General features: G+C 56.4%; 19 protein-coding genes. 12 read left to right on the top strand and 7 right to left on the bottom strand.

Translation table 11 applies throughout. The features are described 5' to 3' along the window. Window positions 1-101: 101 nt before the first annotated feature. Window positions 102-890 (bottom strand): deaminated glutathione amidase, encoded by a 789-nt coding sequence (locus ABLV52_RS12050; RefSeq protein ID WP_348890431.1) that lies wholly within the window; start codon window positions 888-890, stop codon window positions 102-104. An 89-nt stretch (window positions 891-979) separates the two neighbouring features. On the opposite strand from ABLV52_RS12050, the gene crcB reads away from it, so the two are divergent. Further along, complete coding sequence (gene crcB, locus ABLV52_RS12045) at window positions 980-1,363, top strand: fluoride efflux transporter CrcB (RefSeq protein ID WP_002894459.1); 384 nt, start codon at window positions 980-982, stop codon at window positions 1,361-1,363. Between the two features lie 68 nt (window positions 1,364-1,431). Here the strand turns inward: crcB and cspE are convergent, their stop codons facing one another. Both cspE and pagP read right to left on the bottom strand, forming a co-directional pair. Beyond that, a complete protein-coding gene (gene cspE, locus ABLV52_RS12040; protein ID WP_002439184.1) occupies window positions 1,432-1,641 on the bottom strand; it encodes a transcription antiterminator/RNA stability regulator CspE in 210 nt (69 codons plus the stop codon). 194 nt (window positions 1,642-1,835) lie between these two features. Next, on the bottom strand, window positions 1,836-2,357 hold the full coding sequence (pagP, locus tag ABLV52_RS12035; protein ID WP_223171797.1) for a lipid IV(A) palmitoyltransferase PagP: 522 nt from the start codon (window positions 2,355-2,357) through the stop codon (window positions 1,836-1,838). A gap of 335 nt (window positions 2,358-2,692) precedes the next feature. On the opposite strand from pagP, the gene dcuC reads away from it, so the two are divergent. From dcuC to uspG, 4 genes are all read left to right on the top strand, one after another. Continuing rightward, window positions 2,693-4,066 carry an anaerobic C4-dicarboxylate transporter DcuC gene (gene dcuC / locus ABLV52_RS12030; RefSeq protein ID WP_023288824.1) on the top strand — a complete coding sequence of 458 codons (1,374 nt, stop codon included), beginning with the start codon at window positions 2,693-2,695 and terminating at the stop codon, window positions 4,064-4,066. Window positions 4,067-4,158: 92 nt separating this feature from the next. Then, entirely contained in the window at window positions 4,159-4,956 is a 798-nt protein-coding gene (gene rna, locus ABLV52_RS12025) for a ribonuclease I (protein ID WP_348890430.1), read from the top strand. A gap of 177 nt (window positions 4,957-5,133) precedes the next feature. Beyond that, a complete protein-coding gene (rnk, locus tag ABLV52_RS12020; RefSeq protein WP_032455114.1) occupies window positions 5,134-5,544 on the top strand; it encodes a nucleoside diphosphate kinase regulator in 411 nt (136 codons plus the stop codon). 188 nt (window positions 5,545-5,732) lie between these two features. Next, window positions 5,733-6,161, top strand: a complete 429-nt coding sequence (gene uspG, locus ABLV52_RS12015; protein WP_002894401.1) for a universal stress protein UspG — start codon at window positions 5,733-5,735, stop codon at window positions 6,159-6,161. A gap of 76 nt (window positions 6,162-6,237) precedes the next feature. On the opposite strand, the gene ahpF is transcribed toward uspG, so the two are convergent. Together ahpF and ahpC are read right to left on the bottom strand one after the other, a co-directional pair. Next, the gene (gene ahpF, locus ABLV52_RS12010) at window positions 6,238-7,803 is read right to left on the bottom strand and encodes an alkyl hydroperoxide reductase subunit F (RefSeq protein ID WP_017899084.1); all 1,566 of its coding nucleotides are present in this window, start codon (window positions 7,801-7,803) and stop codon (window positions 6,238-6,240) included. 370 nt (window positions 7,804-8,173) lie between these two features. Beyond that, window positions 8,174-8,737 carry an alkyl hydroperoxide reductase subunit C gene (ahpC, locus tag ABLV52_RS12005; protein WP_002894394.1) on the bottom strand — a complete coding sequence of 188 codons (564 nt, stop codon included), beginning with the start codon at window positions 8,735-8,737 and terminating at the stop codon, window positions 8,174-8,176. Between the two features lie 410 nt (window positions 8,738-9,147). On the opposite strand from ahpC, the gene dsbG reads away from it, so the two are divergent. The 4 genes from dsbG (at window position 9,148) to ABLV52_RS11985 (ending at window position 12,958) form a co-directional block, all read left to right on the top strand. Continuing rightward, window positions 9,148-9,897, top strand: coding sequence for a thiol:disulfide interchange protein DsbG (dsbG, locus tag ABLV52_RS12000; protein ID WP_023288821.1), 750 nt, complete (start codon window positions 9,148-9,150; stop codon window positions 9,895-9,897). 180 nt (window positions 9,898-10,077) lie between these two features. Beyond that, complete coding sequence (locus tag ABLV52_RS11995; RefSeq protein ID WP_348890429.1) at window positions 10,078-11,010, top strand: LysR family transcriptional regulator; 933 nt, start codon at window positions 10,078-10,080, stop codon at window positions 11,008-11,010. A gap of 113 nt (window positions 11,011-11,123) precedes the next feature. Then, complete coding sequence (locus ABLV52_RS11990; RefSeq protein WP_048334386.1) at window positions 11,124-12,347, top strand: DUF3440 domain-containing protein; 1,224 nt, start codon at window positions 11,124-11,126, stop codon at window positions 12,345-12,347. Then, window positions 12,332-12,958 carry a ParB/RepB/Spo0J family partition protein gene (locus tag ABLV52_RS11985; protein WP_110211977.1) on the top strand — a complete coding sequence of 209 codons (627 nt, stop codon included), beginning with the start codon at window positions 12,332-12,334 and terminating at the stop codon, window positions 12,956-12,958. The genes ABLV52_RS11990 and ABLV52_RS11985 overlap by 16 nt, the downstream gene beginning before the upstream one ends. Here ABLV52_RS11985 and ABLV52_RS11980 read toward each other — a convergent pair whose 3' ends face one another. Continuing rightward, on the bottom strand, window positions 12,959-14,104 hold the full coding sequence (locus ABLV52_RS11980; RefSeq protein ID WP_074186690.1) for a pyridoxal phosphate-dependent aminotransferase: 1,146 nt from the start codon (window positions 14,102-14,104) through the stop codon (window positions 12,959-12,961). Between the two features lie 141 nt (window positions 14,105-14,245). On the opposite strand from ABLV52_RS11980, the gene mtnC reads away from it, so the two are divergent. Further along, on the top strand, window positions 14,246-14,935 hold the full coding sequence (gene mtnC / locus ABLV52_RS11975; protein WP_348890428.1) for an acireductone synthase: 690 nt from the start codon (window positions 14,246-14,248) through the stop codon (window positions 14,933-14,935). After that, on the top strand, window positions 14,932-15,474 hold the full coding sequence (locus ABLV52_RS11970; protein ID WP_023288815.1) for an acireductone dioxygenase: 543 nt from the start codon (window positions 14,932-14,934) through the stop codon (window positions 15,472-15,474). Before mtnC ends, ABLV52_RS11970 begins: the two co-directional genes overlap by 4 nt. A 107-nt stretch (window positions 15,475-15,581) precedes the next feature. Here ABLV52_RS11970 and ABLV52_RS11965 read toward each other — a convergent pair whose 3' ends face one another. Further along, window positions 15,582-17,891 (bottom strand): molybdopterin-dependent oxidoreductase, encoded by a 2,310-nt coding sequence (locus ABLV52_RS11965; protein WP_348890427.1) that lies wholly within the window; start codon window positions 17,889-17,891, stop codon window positions 15,582-15,584. Between the two features lie 408 nt (window positions 17,892-18,299). On the opposite strand from ABLV52_RS11965, the gene ABLV52_RS11960 reads away from it, so the two are divergent. Then, complete coding sequence (locus tag ABLV52_RS11960; protein ID WP_023288813.1) at window positions 18,300-19,280, top strand: sugar ABC transporter substrate-binding protein; 981 nt, start codon at window positions 18,300-18,302, stop codon at window positions 19,278-19,280. Window positions 19,281-19,289: the final 9 nt, after the last annotated feature.

Below are 19,289 nucleotides of genomic sequence, written 5' to 3'. Positions count from 1 at the left end.
GACGTGCACAGCGAATTATTGGGATAAACAATACGGGTATTTGGCGCGCGGACACAATAGCAATCTGTAACAAGGTGAATCAAGCCTTGTTTAAAAAAACGTCACAATAATTGCGGTGGCGCAAACCGTCGGTTCTGCAGCACCGGCAAACGCTCGCGAACCCGCGCAAGGTAGTCTGCGGAAATATCGGCATAGATCAGCTGCGGCTCGCTCCCCGCGCCCGCCACGGTGTTCCCCAGCGGATCGACGATGCGGCTCTGCCCGATGTTACGCGTCCCGCATTCGCCTGCCGCCACGACGTAGCAGGTCGTGTCCAGCGCGCGCGCCGCCAGCAGCGTCGCCCAGTGATGCTCTTTTTGCGGCCCTTTCACCCATGCGGTGGGCAGCACCAGCAGCTGCGCCCCGTTCAGCGCCAGCGACAGCGCCAGCTCCGGAAAACGCAGATCGTAACAGGTCATCAGGCCAACGCGGAAACCCGCCACTTCAATCACCGGCGGGATTTGCCGGCCGGGATCCACCCGCCGGGACTCCTGCATTGCGAAGGCGTCGTATAAATGAAGTTTGTGATAATGGGCAATAACCTTCCCTTCACGCAATACCACCAGCGTGTTGGTTGCTCTCCCCTCCCCCGACGGCACATGCAGCGTCAGGATCGTCGTCAGGCCGTTACGCGCGCTCTCGGCCAGCAGCAGCTGTAAAAACTCCCCATCCAGCGTTTGGGCCGATTTCACCGACAGATCCGGGTCGTTGTCATCACGTGCCAGCAACGCCTCCGGCAGCACCAGCAGCGCCGCCCCTTCACGCGCCGCCTGCTGCATCATCGCCACACAAGTTTGCGCATTCGTCCGCCATACTGGCGTGACGATAAACTGCCCTGCCGCTACCCGCATGTTTTTCTCCCGTCAGGTTATGAATAGCCAATTGCGCCCGTTGCGCGCTACACTTGACACTCTCTTACATCAAATAGCAGGAAACGACCGTGTTTCAACTTCTTTGCGCCGTTTTTATTGGCGGCGGCACCGGCAGCGTTTTGCGCTGGTGGCTCGGCATGAAGCTCAATCCTGTGCACCATGCTATCCCGATTGGGACGCTGACTGCCAACCTGTTAGGCGCCTTTGTGATCGGCGCCGGGCTGGCGTGGTTTAATAGACTGACCGGCATTGACCCGATGTGGAAACTGCTGATCACCACGGGTTTCTGCGGCGGGTTGACCACCTTCTCCACCTTCTCTGCGGAAGTGGTGTTTCTTCTGCAGCAGGGGCGAGTGAGCTGGGCGCTCCTCAACGTCGCGGTGAACTTGCTGGGCTCGTTTGCCATGACGGCTGTCGCCTTCTGGCTCTTCTCGCAGGCCGCCAGCCGCTAAAGGCGTAATCAACAGGCAAAAAAAAAACCCGCTGATTAGCGGGTTTTTATATTCTACTGACGCGTTGCTTACAGAGCGATTACGTTTGCAGCAGAAGGGCCTTTGGCACCGTTAGTGATTTCGAACTCTACGCGCTGACCTTCAGCCAGAGTTTTGAAACCGTTGGACTGGATTGCAGAGAAGTGTACGAATACATCTTTGCTGCCATCTTCCGGAGTAATGAAACCGAATCCTTTGGACTCATTAAACCACTTAACGTTACCTTTAATCTTAGACATCAAAATTACCTTTATATGAAAAATCGACACTAATGCTGTGTCGGGTATCAGTACACCAATTGTGGTACCTTTTGTCCAGTGCAACTTTGCTAAAAAGTGATAAAAGTCGCTATCTTTTTTAGTGGGTAACGCTTTAGTCCTTGTTTTTCCACAAGACGCATCGCTTATCTCATTTATTGCTAAGACTTAGCGAATTAAAACTGTATGCGAGCCCAGGCGAAGTAAACGTTACCGTTATTGTAGGTACCGGGAATATAGGTCATCTGGAACGTTGCCGGACCGTAACCTATTGACGCTAAGGGCAAGATCACCGGAATCGGGATGTAGTTCCAGTTATCGCGCGCCGTCACCCCGAGGGTATAGCCGAGACCGAGGCGGAAGTTCTGGTCCGTCAGCGGACGCCAGGTTTTCTCCCAACCGTAGCCGCCGATGGGTTCCCACTTATTGAAAGAGTCTTTAAACGCCATCAGGTACAGGCCGTGCCAGTTCCCTTTCTCATCCCAACGCGAAACGCCGAAGCCTGCCCCCCACGGACGTTCATTATACTTGTCCGTCTTTTCCTTATCATAAGCAAAGCGCGCGTGCCAGGTGATGGCTGGAACGTACAGATCATAGTGCTCCGGCTCATTCCAGGTCTGCGCAACGTTATTACTTAAGGTATGGTAACCTTCGCTAAGGGTCGATGAAAACGACGCGCTGGCGTTTCCGGATACCAATAACCATCCTAAAAAACCAAGAGAAAACAATGAAAAACGACGTAACATCAACACTTTTCTATTACCACTTTCATTTAAAAGCCACCTAAGATAGCAAAGATAGTCTCAATACAGGTTGAACGAAATAAGGCAAACTCCTGATTTTCGCCCGCTGACCATCAGAACCGCTTAACTATCCATCTGGTGATTATATCCAGGCGGGACGGGAGGGGCGTAGTTCTTATCGCTTTATTGATTTGCATCAGCGAGTTTCGTCCGTTTTTTCGGCACATTCGCACATTAAAATTTGGTGTGGCGCTTTTTAACTACATATTCTTTGGGCTTAGGGGAAATGAATGCTGACGTTTGTTGAGATCCTGATCGGGATTGCGGTCATTGTGGGCGTCGCCCGCTATATCATTAAGGGCTATTCAGCCACCGGCGTGCTGTTCGTCGGCGGCTTAATATTGCTGATCGTCAGCGCCCTGCTGGGTCATAAAGTCTTACCAGGCAATACCGAGGGCACCGGTTACTCCGCCACTGACATTATTGAATACATTAAGATTCTACTCATGAGCCGTGGCGGCGATTTGGGTATGATGATCATGATGCTGTGCGGTTTCGCCACCTATATGACGCATATTGGCGCCAATGATATGGTGGTGAAATTAGCCTCAAAGCCATTGCGCTATATCAATTCGCCCTATCTGCTGATGATTGCCGCCTACTTTGTCGCCTGCCTGATGTCGCTGGCCGTCTCCTCCGCGACCGGCCTCGGCGTCCTGCTGATGGCGACGCTGTTCCCGGTGATGGTAAACGTTGGTATCAGCCGCGGTGCGGCGGCGGCCATCTGCGCCTCCCCGGCGGCGATTATCCTTTCGCCTACCTCGGGTGACGTCGTGCTGGCGGCAAAAGCGGCCGAAATGCCGCTGATCGACTTTGCCTTCAAGACCACGCTGCCGATCTCCATCGCCGCTATCATCTGCATGGCGATCGCCCACTTCTTCTGGCAGCGCTACCTGGATAAAAAAGAGAACATTTCCCACGAAATGCTCGACGTCAACGAGATCACCACCAATGCCCCGGCGCTGTACGCCATCCTGCCGTTTACCCCGATTATTGGCGTACTGATCTTTGATGGCAAATGGGGGCCGGAACTGCACATTATTACCATCCTCGTCGGCTGCATGCTGCTGGCGGCGATCCTCGAATTCCTGCGCGGGTTCAACACCAAAAACGTCTTCAGCGGACTGGAAGTCGCCTACCGCGGGATGGCTGACGCCTTCGCCGGGGTGGTGATGCTGCTGGTCGCCGCCGGCGTTTTTGCTCAGGGATTAAGCACCATCGGCTTCATCAACGGTCTGATCTCCATCGCCACTTCCTTCGGCTCGGCCAGTATTATTCTGATGCTGGTGCTGGTGATCCTGACCATGCTGGCGGCGATGACCACCGGCTCCGGCAATGCCCCGTTCTACGCCTTTGTCGAGATGATCCCCAAGCTGGCGCACTCCTCCGGCATCAATCCCGCCTATCTGTCGATCCCGATGCTGCAGGCCTCTAACCTTGGCCGCACGATCTCGCCGGTCTCCGGCGTGGTGGTAGCCGTCGCCGGGATGGCGAAGATCTCCCCGTTCGAAGTGGTCAAACGCACCTCGGTGCCGGTGATGGTTGGCCTGCTGGTGGTGATTGTCGCGACCGAGATCCTCGTCCCGGGCAGCGCGGTCCACTAATGGTCTAACCACGTGAAAAGGCGCCAGCAGGCGCCTTTTTTATGCTTTAATAACTCCCCGTTATCTTTTGCCATCCACAATCAGGAATAAACATGTTCAGGAAGGAATTCGCCGCGCTTGCCCTTGTGCTTACCGCCACTCAGGCCGGCGCTGAACCGCTCACCGCGACGCGATACGCTGATTTTGACCGCTATGTCCTGGCCCTCTCCTGGCAAACCGGATTCTGTCAGAGCATGTATGACCGTAACCGCAACGAACCGGAAGAGTGCCGCCTGCAGCAGGAAACCGCGAATAAAGCCGATTTTCTGACCGTGCACGGTCTGTGGCCCGGGCTGCCAAAGTCTATTGCCGCGCGCGGAGTGGATGAACGACGCTGGATGCGCTACGGCTGCGCCACGCGCCCGGTACCCGACATGCCGGAGGTGAAGGCGAACCGCAAATGTCAGGCGGCGGAGACGGGATTGTCGCTGGAGATGGCCAACAAACTGAATAACGTAATGCCGGGCGCGGGCGGCACCTCCTGCCTCGAACGTTACGAATATGCCAAACATGGCGTCTGCTTCGGCTTCGATCCCGACAGCTATTTTGGCGCCATGGTGCGCCTGAACGGGGAAATTAAGCGCAGCCCGGTTGGTGATTTCCTTGCCAAACACTATGGCCAAACCGTCAGCCGGGCCGACTTCGACGCCGCCGTGGCCCGCGCCTGGGGTCCGCAGAGCGTGAAGGCGTTTAAATTAACCTGTAACGGTAATCCTGCCTATTTGACCGAGATGCAAATCTCGCTCAACGCCGCGACCATCAACGCCCCACTGGCCACCTCCGCCTTTCTGCCCCAGCCTCACCCGGGTAACTGCGGCGCGCAGTTTATCCTCGATAAGGTTGGCCACTAGCGCAACGCGGCATACTGTTCAGAAAACGTCCTTCGCCGGAGGCGTTGCGCGCTGATTGTGCGTTTCATCACTTCAAACTGCCGGCAACTCTCAGTATGATGGGAGAACCTTAACCCTTGCCTTTTTCGGCGAGGGTTTTCTTTTACGGACAGGTTCCTGGATAACATGGAGTATGCAATGACCAGACCCGCAATCATCATTAACGAACTGGATGCCGAACGTATCGACAGGCTGCTGGAGCAGCCGGCTTTCGCCAGCTCGCCGGTTGCCGATGCCCTGAACGACGAGCTCGACCGCGCGCAAATGCTGGCGCCGGAAGCGATGCCGCACGATGTCGTCACCATGAACAGTACGGTTAAATTCCGCGATTTAACCAGCGGCGAAGAGCGCGTGCGGACGCTGGTGTTTCCGACGCAGGTGACCGACAGCGCCAGCCAGCTCTCCGTCCTCGCGCCGGTGGGCGCCGCGCTGCTCGGCCTCAAGGTCGGCAGCACCATTCACTGGGAGCTGCCGGGCGGGGCGTCGACGCACCTGGAAGTGCTGGCGCTGCTGTACCAGCCGGAAGCCGCTGGCGAATTCCACCGTTAATCCCCGCTGCCTGAGGCGTATCGCGCTTTATTCAGAGGATGTCCACACATCCTCTTTCTGCTGTCTTTCCCCCCGCTAACCTTTTTTTACGCTTTGCGCCTGCCTGCCTGACAGTTTTGCGACCTGAATGACACAATATCCGCATATAATATGTTGATATAGACGCAAACGAACAAGGAGGATTGCATATGTATAAGACTATCATTATGCCGGTTGATGTCTTTGAGATGGCGCTGAGCGATAAAGCCGTCCGGCATGCGGAGTTTCTGGCCCAGCAGGACGGGGTGATCCATCTGCTCCACGTCTTACCCGGTTCAGCGAGCTTCACGATGAGCCGTTTTACCGCCGACCTGCGGCGTTTTGAGGAACATCTGCAGCACGAGGCGGAAACTCGCCTGCAGACCATGGTCAGCCATTTCAGCATTGACCCATCGCGGATCAAGCTGCATGTGCGTTTCGGCAGCGTGCGCGACATGGTCAACGAACTGGCCAGCGAAATAAACGCCGACGTGGTGGTGATTGGCTCACGCAATCCCTCCATCAGTACCCACCTGTTGGGCTCCAACGCCTCGAGCGTCATCCGTCACGCCCATATCCCGGTGATGGTCGTCAGGTAAGGCTGAGGAAAAGCGCATAAAAAAAGAGGCTACCCCCGGGTAGCCTCTTTGTTATGCAGGTCTATTGTCTGACTTGTTATGCGGTTTTCGTGCGGATCAGGTAGTCGAAGGCGCTCAGCGACGCTTTCGCCCCCTCCCCTGCCGCGATGATAATCTGCTTGTACGGCACGGTGGTGCAGTCACCGGCGGCGAATACGCCTTTAACGTTGGTTTCGCACTTCGCATCGATGATGATCTCGCCCATACGGTTACGCTCAACCGCGCCTTCCAGCCAGGTGGTATTAGGCAGCAGGCCAATCTGCACGAAGATGCCCGCCAGCGCGACGTGATGCTCATCGCCGCTCACCCGGTCACGATACTGCAGACCGGTGACCTTGCTGCCGTCGCCTTTCACTTCCGTGGTCTGCGCATTGAGAATGATGTCGACATTCTTCAGACTGCGGACTTTATCCTGCAGCACCTGGTCGGCCTTCATCTCAGGTGCGAATTCCAGCAGGGTCACGTGTTCCACGACGCCCGCCAGGTCGATGGCGGCTTCCACGCCGGAGTTCCCCCCGCCGATCACCGCCACGCGCTTACCTTTAAACAGCGGGCCGTCGCAGTGCGGGCAGTAGGTTACGCCCTTGGTGCGATACTGATCTTCGCCCGGCACGTTCATGTTGCGCCATTTCGCCCCGGTGGCAATGATGACGCTGCGCGCCTTCAGCACCGCGCCGGAGGCGGTTTCGATCTGATGCAGGCCGCCCTCTGTCGCCGCTGGCGTCAGTTTGGTCGCGCTCTGGGAATCAATCACATCGACGTTATAGTCGCTAACGTGCGCTTTCAGAGCCCCGGCCAGCTTCTGGCCTTCGGTTTTCGGCACCGAAATGTAGTTTTCAATATCCACGGTATCCAGCACCTGGCCGCCGAAGCGCTCGCCCATCAGGCCGGTACGGATCCCTTTACGCGCAGAGTAAACCGCGGCCGCCGCGCCGGACGGGCCGGAACCGACGATCAGCACATCGTAAGCGTCACGCTGATTCAGCTCTTCCGCTGCGCGTTTTTCCGCACCAGTGTCCACTTTGGCGACGATTTCCGTCAGCGTCATCCGCCCCTGACCAAACTCCTGGCCGTTCATGAACACCGCCGGCACGCCCATCACGTTGCGCTCGGTGATCTCATTCTGGAACGTCCCACCGTCAATCGCCGTATGTTTGATACGCGGGTTGAGCACCGCCATCAGGTTCAGCGCCTGGACCACGTCCGGGCAGTTATGGCAGGAGAGCGAGTAGTAGGTTTCAAACTCGAAGTCGCCATCGATATCGCGGATCTGCTCCAGCAGAGACTGGGCCTCTTTCGACGGATGACCGCCGGTCCACAGCAGCGCCAGCACCAGCGAGGTAAACTCGTGGCCCAGCGGGGAGCCCGCAAAGCGTGGGCCCTGGTCGGAACCGGGGTTAGTAATCAGGAACGATGGCTTGCGTACCGCCAGCGTATTGTCTTCTTTAAAGGTGACTTTGTCTGACAGTTCAGCAATTTCAGCCAGCAGTTCCCTGATTTCTGCCGATTTAGCGCTGTCATCCAGCGTGGCAATCAGCTCAACAGGCTTGGTCAGCTTCTCAAGATAGGCCTTGAGCTGGGTTTTCATGTTGGTGTCGAGCATTGTTATCTCCTGGGCTTAAAACATCATCATGCAAGCGGCCTCGTCCAGGCAGCCTGAATGCGCTTGCATCATGGTGTTGGAATGAAATGGGCGCAGGTGCGCCCATGACTGAAGTAATTTCCAAAGTATTTCGCGTCAGAGCAAGGCGGCTAGCCTGAGAATCCCCGAGAGCTTACTGAAGTAAGCGACCGGGGTGAGCAGGCGACGCCAACGCAGCTATGGCATGAAAGACGACGGAAATTTTAATTCACCAGTATTTCGCGTTAGAGCAAGGCGGCAAGCTTATGACCCCCCGGGAGCTTACACGAGTAAGTAACCGGGGTGATTAAGCGCAGCCAACGCCGCTATGATGCGAAAGACGCCGTGATTATTAGATTTTGCCGACCAGGTCCAGGGATGGAGCCAACGTCGCTTCGCCTTCTTTCCATTTCGCCGGGCACACTTCGCCTGGGTGGGAAGCAACATACTGCGCCGCTTTGATTTTACGCAGCAGGTCAGACGCGTCACGGCCGATACCTTCAGCGGTAACTTCGATCGCCTGGATGATACCCTGCGGGTCAACCACGAAGGTGGCGCGGTCAGCCAGACCTTCATCTTCACGCATGTTGTCGAAGTTACGGGTCAGGGCGCCAGTCGGGTCGCCAATCATCGCGTATTTGATTTTGGCGATGGTTTCAGAGCTGCTGTGCCACGCTTTGTGGGTGAAGTGGGTATCGGTAGAAACAGAGTAAACGTCTACGCCCAGCTTCTGCAGTTCTTCGTAATGGTCAGCCACGTCGCCCAGTTCGGTCGGGCAGACGAAGGTGAAGTCAGCCGGATAGAAGAAGAAGACGCTCCAGCGGCCTTCGGTGTCTTTCTCGGTGACTTCGATGAATTCACCATTTTTGAATGCCTGGTTTTTGAACGGTTTGATTTTGGTGTTAATTAAGGACATCTATACTTCCTCCGTGTTTTCGTTGAGGTCTAAGTTAACGAATTTTTCCTGACCCGACCAATGCGTTTACATTATCGAATCAATAAGCGTTATCTAACAACCGGAACAAGACAACTATGTGAACCTGTCGACGCGTTCAGCGCAGTTCGCTGTTTTTCGCATCATTTGCCGCGACAAAAGTAAAAAGGCCACCCTTTCAGGCGGCCCCGTTACCTGAAATACCCGAAGGTAGGTTCAGCGCCAGTCAGACTGGCTATGTGTTGCGCTCTACATTACCTTAATGTAACAGCATCCAGGATTACATCACCCACGCCAGGAAAGGGCAATCCGTCGTTCTGCTGATCCTGCCTATAACTGTAATAGGTTTGGCAATGTTTCTTCCTTTCCTGCTGATTTTACAAGGAATACTCATGTTAAAACGTCTGCTGTTGCTCAGCCTTTTGCCTTTTTGTAGCTATGCGGAAGAACTGCCCGCCCCGGTAAAAGCAATTGAAAAACAGGGCATTACCATCATCAAACCCTTTGACGCGCCGGGGGGAATGAAGGGCTGGCTGGGGAAATACCAGGATATGGGCGTCGCCATCTACCTCACGCCTGACGGCAAACATGCCATTTCCGGTTATATGTACGACGAAAACGGCAACAACCTCAGCGAGCAGTTATTTCAAAAAGCGCTCTACACGCCGGCGGGACAGGAGATGTGGAAGAAGATGGCCAGCGCCCACTGGCTGCAGGATGGCGACAAAGACGCCCCCATCGTGCTGTATGTCTTTGCCGATCCCTTCTGCCCTTACTGCAAACAGTTCTGGCAGCAGTCCCGTCCCTGGGTGGAGGCCGGTAAAGTGCAGATCCGCACCCTGCTGGTGGGCGTGATCAAGCCGGAGAGCCCGGCCACCGCCGCGGCGATCCTCGCCAGTAAAGATCCGGCGAAAACCTGGCACGATTACGAGCAATCGAACGGCAAAATGGCCCTGACGATACCGAAGGCTATCCCGCCGGAGAAGATGAAAATGCTCAACGTCAACCAGCAGCTAATGGACGATCTGGGGGCCAACGTCACGCCAGCTATTTATTATATGAATAAGGATAATATGCTGCAGCAGGTGGTCGGCCTGCCGGATAAAGAGAAGCTGTCTATTATGATGGGTGAAAAAGAGTAATTTCGTCCCGGTGTGGCGCCTGGCGAATCCGACCGCTGGTGCCACTGCCGATAGTAAGATATATTAAGCAAAACTTAATTTTATTTGCCCACAATTAAATTCACACCGCAAATACTAAGACGCAATATATTATCGTTAGAAATATTTTAACTTATACTGGCAATAAACAGGACTGTGTTAATGGCAAATCTTTACGATCTGAAAAAGTTCGATCTAAATTTATTGGTTATTTTTGAATGTATCTATCAGCATTTAAGCATCAGCAAAGCGGCGGCGATGTTATTTATCACCCCGTCAGCGGTAAGTCAGTCATTGCAGCGTCTGCGTCAGCAGTTAGACGATCCGCTATTTGTGCGCGTCGGGAAGGGAATGACGCCCACCACCGCCTGCGTGAATCTTCATTACCACCTGCAGCAAAATCTGGAGCAGCTGGAAAAAACGATCAATCTCAATAACCGCTCCGATCTGCGTAAACGTATTGTAATATATGGCCCCCCGCTGTTCTGTTCAGTAAACAGCCACTTTATGATTAACCAGCTTTGTCATCAGGCCAACTTGCAAATTGAACACCATAACCTGACCACCACCGAATCGGCAGAGGAGCTGCTGGCATATCGCCAGGCTGACCTGGTGTTCACCCGAATGCCCATCACCAACCGCGCCACCATCTGTCAGCCCTATCAGACGGTGCAGACCCTCGCGGTGTGTCGGACGAACCATCCGCGGCGCGAGGCGCTCAGGTCAGTTGACGCGCTGGCGCAGGAGTTTTTCACCCACTATATTACCAACGATCCCGTTATCCAGCGCGTTCAGCAAAGCAGCACGCCCTGGCTGAACCCGCGTAATATTGCCTTTCGCAGCGACTCTTTTATGACCATTCTTAACATGATCAATAAAACCGATCTGATTGGCTTCTTGCCGTCCTATTTATATGATTTTATTTCGCCAGCCATGCAACTTCACGTCCTCGATATAAACGAACTTTTTCCAGACATTACGATATATATTAACTACCATCAATCATCCGCACAAAATCATTTTTTATCTGAATTAATCACCATTTTAATGAATGACAGAGAGATATCACGTCCCCAATTCAATAACAGCCAATAACGATCCGACTTATTGACCCTCCCCAAAGGAAGGGAAAGTCGACCATTAATTTCCCGCTCGTCATCGTTTATACTGAGCGAACGGGAATCTCTAGTATTAAAGGATTAATGGTCATGTCGTTTATCAAATATCCCTTAGCGGAATCGGTGCTGCAGGCGACGGAGCAGCGGATCGATTGGGTTATGGATAATTTTTCACGCATTTGCGTCTCTTTCTCTGGCGGAAAAGACTCTACCGTTATGCTCCATTTAACCGCGCAGGCAGCGCGGTTACAGGGTAAGAAAATCAGTGTGCTGTTTATTGACTGGGAAGCGCAGTTCTCCTGCACCATCGCTCACTGTGAAAAACTGCGCGCCCTCTATCAGGATGTTATCGATACCTTTTACTGGGTCGCCCTGCCGCTCACTACCCAAAATGCCCTGACGCAGTATAAGCCGCAATGGCAATGCTGGCAGCCCGGCACCGCCTGGGTCCGCCAGCCCCCCTCCTGGGCCATTACCCACCCGGGCTATTTTTCGTTTTACCAGCCGGGGATGAGCTTTGAAGCCTTCGTCAGCCACTTTGCCGAGTGGTTTTCACAGCGCCGTCCCGCCGCCGTGCTGGTGGGTATTCGGGCAGATGAGTCGCTGAATCGCTTTATGACCATCTCTTCTCAGCGAAAACAGCGCTTCGCCGACGATAAACCGTGGACCACCTCGGCGCCGGGCGGCCACGCCTGGTACATCTACCCGATCTATGACTGGAAAACCGCCGATATCTGGACCTGGTTTGCTAAAAGCGGCCAGCCCTATAACCCGCTGTACGATCTGATGTATCAGGCCGGTGTGCCGCTGCGCTATATGCGCATCTGCGAGCCCTTCGGTCCGGAGCAGCGCCAGGGGCTATGGCTGTACCATGTGCTGGAGCCGGAGCGCTGGGCCGCGATGTGCCAGCGGGTGAGCGGCGCGCACAGCGGCGGCGTCTATGCCGGGCATGATAACCAATTCTACGGTCACCGAAAAATCGACAAACCGGACCATTTGACATGGAAAAGCTATGCGCTGTTTCTGCTCGACAGCATGCCGGAAACCACCGCCGAGCATTACCGCAATAAGATCGCCGTCTACCTGCGCTGGTACCAGAAAAAAGGCATGGAAGAGATCCCTGATACTCAGCCCGCGGACGTTGGCACCAAAGATATCCCCTCCTGGCGACGGATCTGCAAAGTGCTACTCAATAATGACTACTGGTGCCGCCAGCTCTCCTTCAGCCCAACCAAAAGCAGCCACTATCAGCGCTACCGAAAACGTATGGAAAAACATCGCCAACAATGGGGGATATTATGCAACAACAACTAACGCAGGCGCTGGAGGATTTCCTGCAAACGCTGGATGACGAAGCGCGTATCGAGGCTATCAACGCGTTTCGCCAGGTGCTCCACCAACACAGCCCCTTCCGCTCGCAGCCCGTTGACTGTGTGCTGTGGGTCAAACAGGAGCAGGTTATCCCGAACGACTATAATCCGAATAACGTGGCGCCGCCGGAGAAACGCCTGCTGCAGACCTCGCTGGAGGCCGATGGCTTTACCCAGCCGGTGGTGGTCATCAGGCAGGGACCGCAGGGGTACGCGATTGTCGACGGTTTTCACCGCCATGAGCTGGCCTGCAGCAAAGCGTCGCTGAAAAAAAAGCTGAAAGGCTATCTACCGGTCACCTGCCTGACGAATGAAAACGCCTCACGCGACGGGCTGATGGCAGCGACAATACGCCACAACCGGGCGCGCGGACGCCACCAAATCCACGCCATGTCAGATATTGTCCGCGAGCTAACCCGCCTCGGCTGGACGCCGCAGAAGATCGGCAAAGAGCTGGGAATGGATGCCGATGAGGTGCTGCGCCTGAAGCAAATTAGCGGCCTGGCAGAGATGTTCGCCGACCGCCAGTTCTCTCAGGCGTGGACCATAAAGTAACTACAGCTCGCACAAACGCGCCGCCGCGGCCAGCAGGGTCTCCGGTTGTTTAGCGAAGCACAAGCGGATCAGCTTGTGCGGGAACGGGTCGGCGCAGAAGACGGAGAGCGGGATCGCCGCCACCCCAACCTCTGTCGTCAGCCAGCGGCAGAAGCTGACGTCGTCAAGGTCGGAGATGGCGCTGTAGTCCGCCAGCAGGAAATAGGTCCCCTCACAGGGCAGGAGCTCCAGCCGGCTGGGGCGCAGCGCCTCAATAAACAGATCGCGGCGTTCACGGTAAAAGGCCGGTAGTTCTCGGTAGTGATCCGGCGCCTCGCGCAGCATGTCGGCGATCGCCAGCTGCGCCGGGGTATTTACCGAGAAGGTCAGATACTGGTGCACCTTGCGCAGCTCCGCGCTGATGGCCGCCGGGGCCACGCAGTAGCCAACCTTCCAGCCGGTCATATGAAACGTTTTGCCAAACGAAGAGACCGCCACCGCCCGCTCGCGCAATAGCGGATGCGCCAGCACGCTGGCGTGGCCGTCCTCGGCAAAGTTGATATGCTCATAGACCTCGTCGCTGAGAACATAGATCTCGCGTTCGGCAATCGCCTGCCACAGGGCGGCAAAATCCTCGCGTTGCCAGACCGTGGCCGAGGGGTTGTGCGGGGTGTTGAGGATCACCAGCCGGGTTTTGTCGCTCAGCGTCGCGGCAAACTGCTGCCAGTCGACGCGAAAATGCGGCGGCTGAAGGGCAATACGGCGTAATTCGCCGCCGGCCAGCGCCACCGCGGGAGCATAGCTGTCGTAGCTGGGATCGAAACAGACCACCTCGTCGCCGCGGCGCACCAGAGCGGTAATCGCCGCGTACAGGGCCTCTGTCGCCCCGGCGGTGACCGTGATATCGCTGTTGACGTCGGGTCGATATCCATACCGCTCCGCCGTCTTGTCAGCGATCGCCTCGCGCAGCGCCGGCACGCCGGTCATCGGGGCATACTGATTCGCCCCCTGCGCCACGTGGTACGCCAGACGCTCCTGAAGATAGCGCGGGCCGTCGAAATCGGGAAAGCCCTGCGACAGGTTTATGGCCTGATGCTGCTGGGCGAGAGCGCTCATCTGGGTAAAAATGGTGGTGCCAAGTGACGGGAGTTTACTCTCTGGAATCAATGGGTTATTACTCATTCTTTTTGTACCGATTGTAATGCTGTTGTTGAAGCCACTATAACACGATGTTAATATTTGGCAATCAAGACGCTTAGACGTCTAAATGCTAATGTTATTCCACGCTACGCCCACTCTGGAGAAACCATGATCCGCGCCATCGTGACCGACATAGAAGGCACCACCAGCGATATCCGCTTCGTGCATAACGTGCTGTTCCCCTACGCCCGCGAACGACTGGCCGGCTTTGTGACCGCTCAACAGCACGCTGAACCGGTGAGAACGATCCTCGACAACTTGCGCCGCGAGACAGACGCCCCCGCCGCCAGCACCGCCGACCTGATTGCTACCCTCTTCGCTTTTATGGACGAAGATCGGAAATCCACTGCGCTGAAGGCGCTGCAGGGGGTCATCTGGCGCGATGGCTACCTCAACGGCGACTTTACCGGCCATCTCTACCCGGACGTGCTGCCGGCGCTGGAGAAATGGAAAGCACAGGGCATTGATCTGTATGTATATTCTTCTGGCTCCGTGGCAGCGCAGAAATTGTTATTTGGCTACAGCGATGAAGGTGATATTACTCATCTGTTTACGGGCTATTTCGATACCCTGGTAGGCGCCAAACGCGAAGCGCAGTCCTACCGCAATATTGCTGAACACCTGGGCCACGCCCCCGGGGCCATCCTGTTCCTGTCGGATATCCATCAGGAACTCGACGCCGCCGAAGCCGCGGGGTTGCGCACTGTCCAGCTGGTACGCGGCGACCGCGACCCGGCAAGCCGCCACCCTCAGGTTCAGCGTTTTGACGACATTCATCCGGAGCAGATCCCAGCATGAGCGCATTAACCCTTTTTTCCGTGAAAGATCCGCAAACGCCGGTCTGGCACAGCACCGACGCCAAAGCGATTCAGGAGCAGCTTAACGCCAAAGGCGTCCGTTTTGAGCGCTGGCAGGCTGACCGCGATCTCGGCGCGGCCCCCAGCGCTGAAACAGTGATTGCCGCCTATCAGCATGCGATTGACAAACTGGTCGCCGAAAAGGGCTATCAGAGCTGGGACGTCATCAGCCTGCGCGCCGATAACCCGCAGAAAGAGGCGCTGCGGGAAAAATTCCTGAACGAACACACTCATGGCGAAGACGAGGTGCGGTTTTTTGTCGAGGGCGCTGGCCTGTTCTGCCTGCACATTGGCGACGAGGTGTTCCAGGTGCTGTGCGAAAAGAACGATCTGATTTCGGTTCCCGCCCACACTCCGCACTGGTTTGATATGGGTTCAGAACCGAACTTCACCGCCATTCGCATTTTTGATAACCCGGAAGGCTGGATCGCCCAGTTTACCGGCGACGATATCGCCAGCGCCTACCCACGGCTGGCGTAACGTCGCCCTGTCATCAGCCTTAAAACGCCTGGCGCGCGCTTTCCCGGAGGCGGCGCATACCGCGCCTTCTCCGGGATAGCCGACCCGCCGCCGGCGATCCCTGACACCTAAACCGCAATAAACTTCGGCGGGTCAAAGGCGGTGATCGGCGGCAGTTCCTCTCGCCACGGGGCGATCTCCACCCAACAGCTCTGGGCGCTACAGCCCTGTCCCAGGCGCGAACTGCCGCGATCCTCGGTTAACACGTTGGGATTACCGTGCTTATCGAGAGATCCTTTTTCATTCGGATCCAGAGGGTCATACCACGCGCCGGTGGACATCTGTACCACCCCCGGCAAAATCTGCTCGCTCAGGTGCACGCCCGCCAGAATCGCCCCACGGTCGTTATACACTTTCACCACGCTGCCTTCGCGAATGTCTCTTGCCTGCGCATCCTGCGGATGCATCCACAACGGCTCACGTCCCTGAATTTTCGTCGCCCGGCTGACGCTGCCGTGGTCGTACTGACTGTGCAGGCGGGCGCGCGGTTGACTGGAGAGCAGATGAAGCGGCCAGCGCGCCGCCTCCTGTCGCTGCCGGGCGGCCTCTTCCTCATCCCACCAGGGATGGCCAGGGCATTCGCGATAGCCAAACCCGGCGACGGTAGCGGAAAAGAGTTCAATCTTGCCGGAGGGCGTGGAAAGCGGATAGCGCTGCGGATCGGCGCGAAAATCGGCGAGAAAGACCTGCGGCCGCGCCGGCGCGCTGTACTCCAGCACCCCTTGCTGCCAGAAATCCTCGAACGAGGGCAGCGCAATGCCCTCCTCCTGCGCCCGCGGTCTTGACTCCTCATAGAGATGGCGCAGCCACTGCCCGGCGTCCCGCCCTTCGCTGAACTCTTCTCCGAAGCCCAACCGCCCGGCAAGATCGAGGAAAATAGCGTAATCATCACGCGCCTCGCCCACCGGCGGGATCTGCGCGCTCATGGCAATCATAAACCCGTCGTGACCGCCGCTGCCGATATCCTCTCGCTCCAGCGAGGTGGTAGCCGGCAGAACGATGTCGGAGAATTTGGCCTGCGCGGTCCAGTACTGCTCATGCACCACCACCGTCTCCGGACGGCGCCAGGCCTCGCACAGTCGGTTAATATCCTGGTGATGATGAAACGCATTGCCTCCCGCCCAGTAGACCAGACGGATGTCGGGATAATGCAGCTGCTGACCGTCGAACTCATAGGCTTCTCCCGGGTGCAGCAGCATATCGGACAGCCGCGCCACCGGGATGACGCTGTCCACCGCATTCTCCCCGGCGGGCAAGCGCGGGCCGGAAAACGCTTTTCGCACCGCCCCCGCCAGGTTGGTACAGGCATAGCCAAACCCGAGGCCGCCGCCCGGCGTGCCGATCTGTCCCAGCAGCGCGGTCAGGGCTACCGTCGCCCAGTAGGCCTGCTCCCCCTGACGGGCGCGCTGGATAGACCAGGAGATATTCACCATCGTCCGGTGGTGGGCCATCTCCCGCGCCAGGTCGGCGATGCGCTGCGCGTCCAGGCCGGTTATCGCCGCCGCCCACGCCGGGGTTTTCGCCACGCCGTCATGCTCGCCCAACAGATAGGCGCGATAGGGGGCAAACCCGACGGTATGGCTGGCGACAAACGCCTGGTCGTAGAGGGACTCAGCGATCAGCACATAGCTCAGCGCCAGCAGCAGTGCGGTATCGGTACCCGGCCGAATGACCAGCCACTCGGCGTCGGCCACCGCGCTGAGGTCATTGCGCACCGGACTGATGTTTATAAACCGCGTGCCGTTGGCCTGCATCTTATCCAGCCAGTACGGCAGCATATGGTCATTGGCGCCGCCGCCGTTGACCTGGGCATTGCGCAGCGGCAGACCGCCAATCGCGACAAACAGCTGACACTCCCGCGCCAGCTCGGAAAAATGGGTATGCTGACGGTGCAGCGGGCTCAGCGGCCCAAGAATATGCGGCAGAATGCGCTCGCCCGCGGCGCTGCTATAGGTATTGGTGCTGGCGGTATACCCGCCAAAGCCCTTAAGAAAACGGTGCAGCTGGCTCTGCGCATGGTGAAAGCGCCCGGCGCTGGCCCAGCCGTAGGAGCCGCCGTAAATCGCCTCATTGCCGCAGCGCGCCTTGACCGAGCGCAGCTCGCGAGCCACCAGGTCCAGGGCCACCTCCCAGCTGACTTCGACAAAGGGCTCCTTGCCTCGCCCTTCTCGTGACGCCGGCCCGTGCTGCAGATAGCCGGCGCGCACCGCCGGGCGGCGAATGCGCGTTTGGCTGGTCACCGCGTCGGGGAGCGATTGACCGATGCGTGAGGGGTTTTTATCCCAGGGCACCGGCTTAACCGCCACGATCTCGCCCTCGCGGCTCTCCACCTGCCAGGTTCCCCAGTGCATCACCGTATAATTATGCTGTTTCTTCATAGCGCCCGCGTTCTTCTCAGCCTAAGGTTCGTTAAAATAAAGCGGGGAAATGCGGTAATATTCCTTACCCGGCCAGACATTGCTCTGCTAAAAAAAGCGTTAGCCCGCGCAATCTTCTCTTTTTCGCAGTAGAGGCCGTATTTCCCATGCACTCATAATATTAAGAAAATTGTCTTTATCCGCTAAATAAACACAGAACAAACCAAAAATAAAACCACAAAATAAAAAGGCCTACCCGGCATCATGAAATATTTTCAGGTTCTTCATGACAAAATAAACTTTTTCTCTGGCGTTTCCGCGATATAACATTGCCGGCATAACTTAGACTTATTTTGTATTTGAGGTGGCGAGGTGCTTCTTGTCATGCTACTGGTCCGCAACCACCTTCATCACAGGATCATAATAACAATGTCGCAGAAGAGAAAATTATTGCCTGCCGCGCTGGGACTGCTTTCCCTTGCCTCGCTGAGCGTCACCGCCGCTGACGCCCTCTCCTTACAGGGAAAAACCATTGGCGTGGCCGTCGTAGGCACCCAGCATTTCTGGGATCGCGAGGCTTTCAAAGGCGCGACAGAGGAAGTGGAGAAGCTGGGGGGCAAAGTCATTGGCGTCGATGGCGGCCGGGATAATCAGGTTCATGCCAATAATCACGATATTTTACTGTCACGCAAGGTGGACGCGGTAATTAGTATTCTCGGCGACAGCGCCGTCGAACCCAAATTTAAAGCATTACGTGATGCCGGCATCCCGGTATTCACCGTGGATCATGTTTCACAATATTCGGTCAACAATTCCACCTCCGATAACTACACTCTGGGCTCCACCATCGGTCGCTACATGGCGGACGAATTAGGCGGCAAAGGTAATGTGGCTGTATTTAACGCGTTCTCCAGCGCGCTGCGTATTTGCGGAATTCGCTACGATCAGTGGAAATATGTCCTTAAGGATTACCCGGATATTCATATTATCCAGCCTGAGCTCGCGGAACAGTTCGCCAACTCGCCGGAAGACGCGCGGAAGAAAACCCTCGAATTACTCAGCCAGTATCCGAAAGGCAAACTGGATGCCATCCATGTCGCCTGCTGGGATCAACCGGCCATCGGCATCGTCCAGGCGCTGGAAGAGACCGGTCGTGATAAGGACGTGAAAGTGACGGCCATCGACGCCGGCCCGGAGACACTGGAGATCATGGCGGAGCCCGGCAGCCCCTTCGTGGCTAACGTCGCGCAGCAGCCGCATCTGATCGGCCAGACCTCCGCCGATAACGTGGCCCGCTACTTTGCCGGTCAGAAACTGCCGGTGCAAACCTTTATCCCGGTCATACCGGTGAAAGGTCCGCAGGAAGCGAAAGCGGTGTATAAACAGTTGGGATACGGCGAACTGCAGTGATAAATCAAC

Origin of the sequence: Klebsiella sp. GB_Kp056 (assembly GCF_040064755.1) — a bacterium.
GTDB classification, from domain to species: Bacteria; Pseudomonadota; Gammaproteobacteria; order Enterobacterales; family Enterobacteriaceae; genus Klebsiella; species Klebsiella quasipneumoniae.
This window is presented reverse-complemented; position numbering and strand designations above follow the sequence as displayed.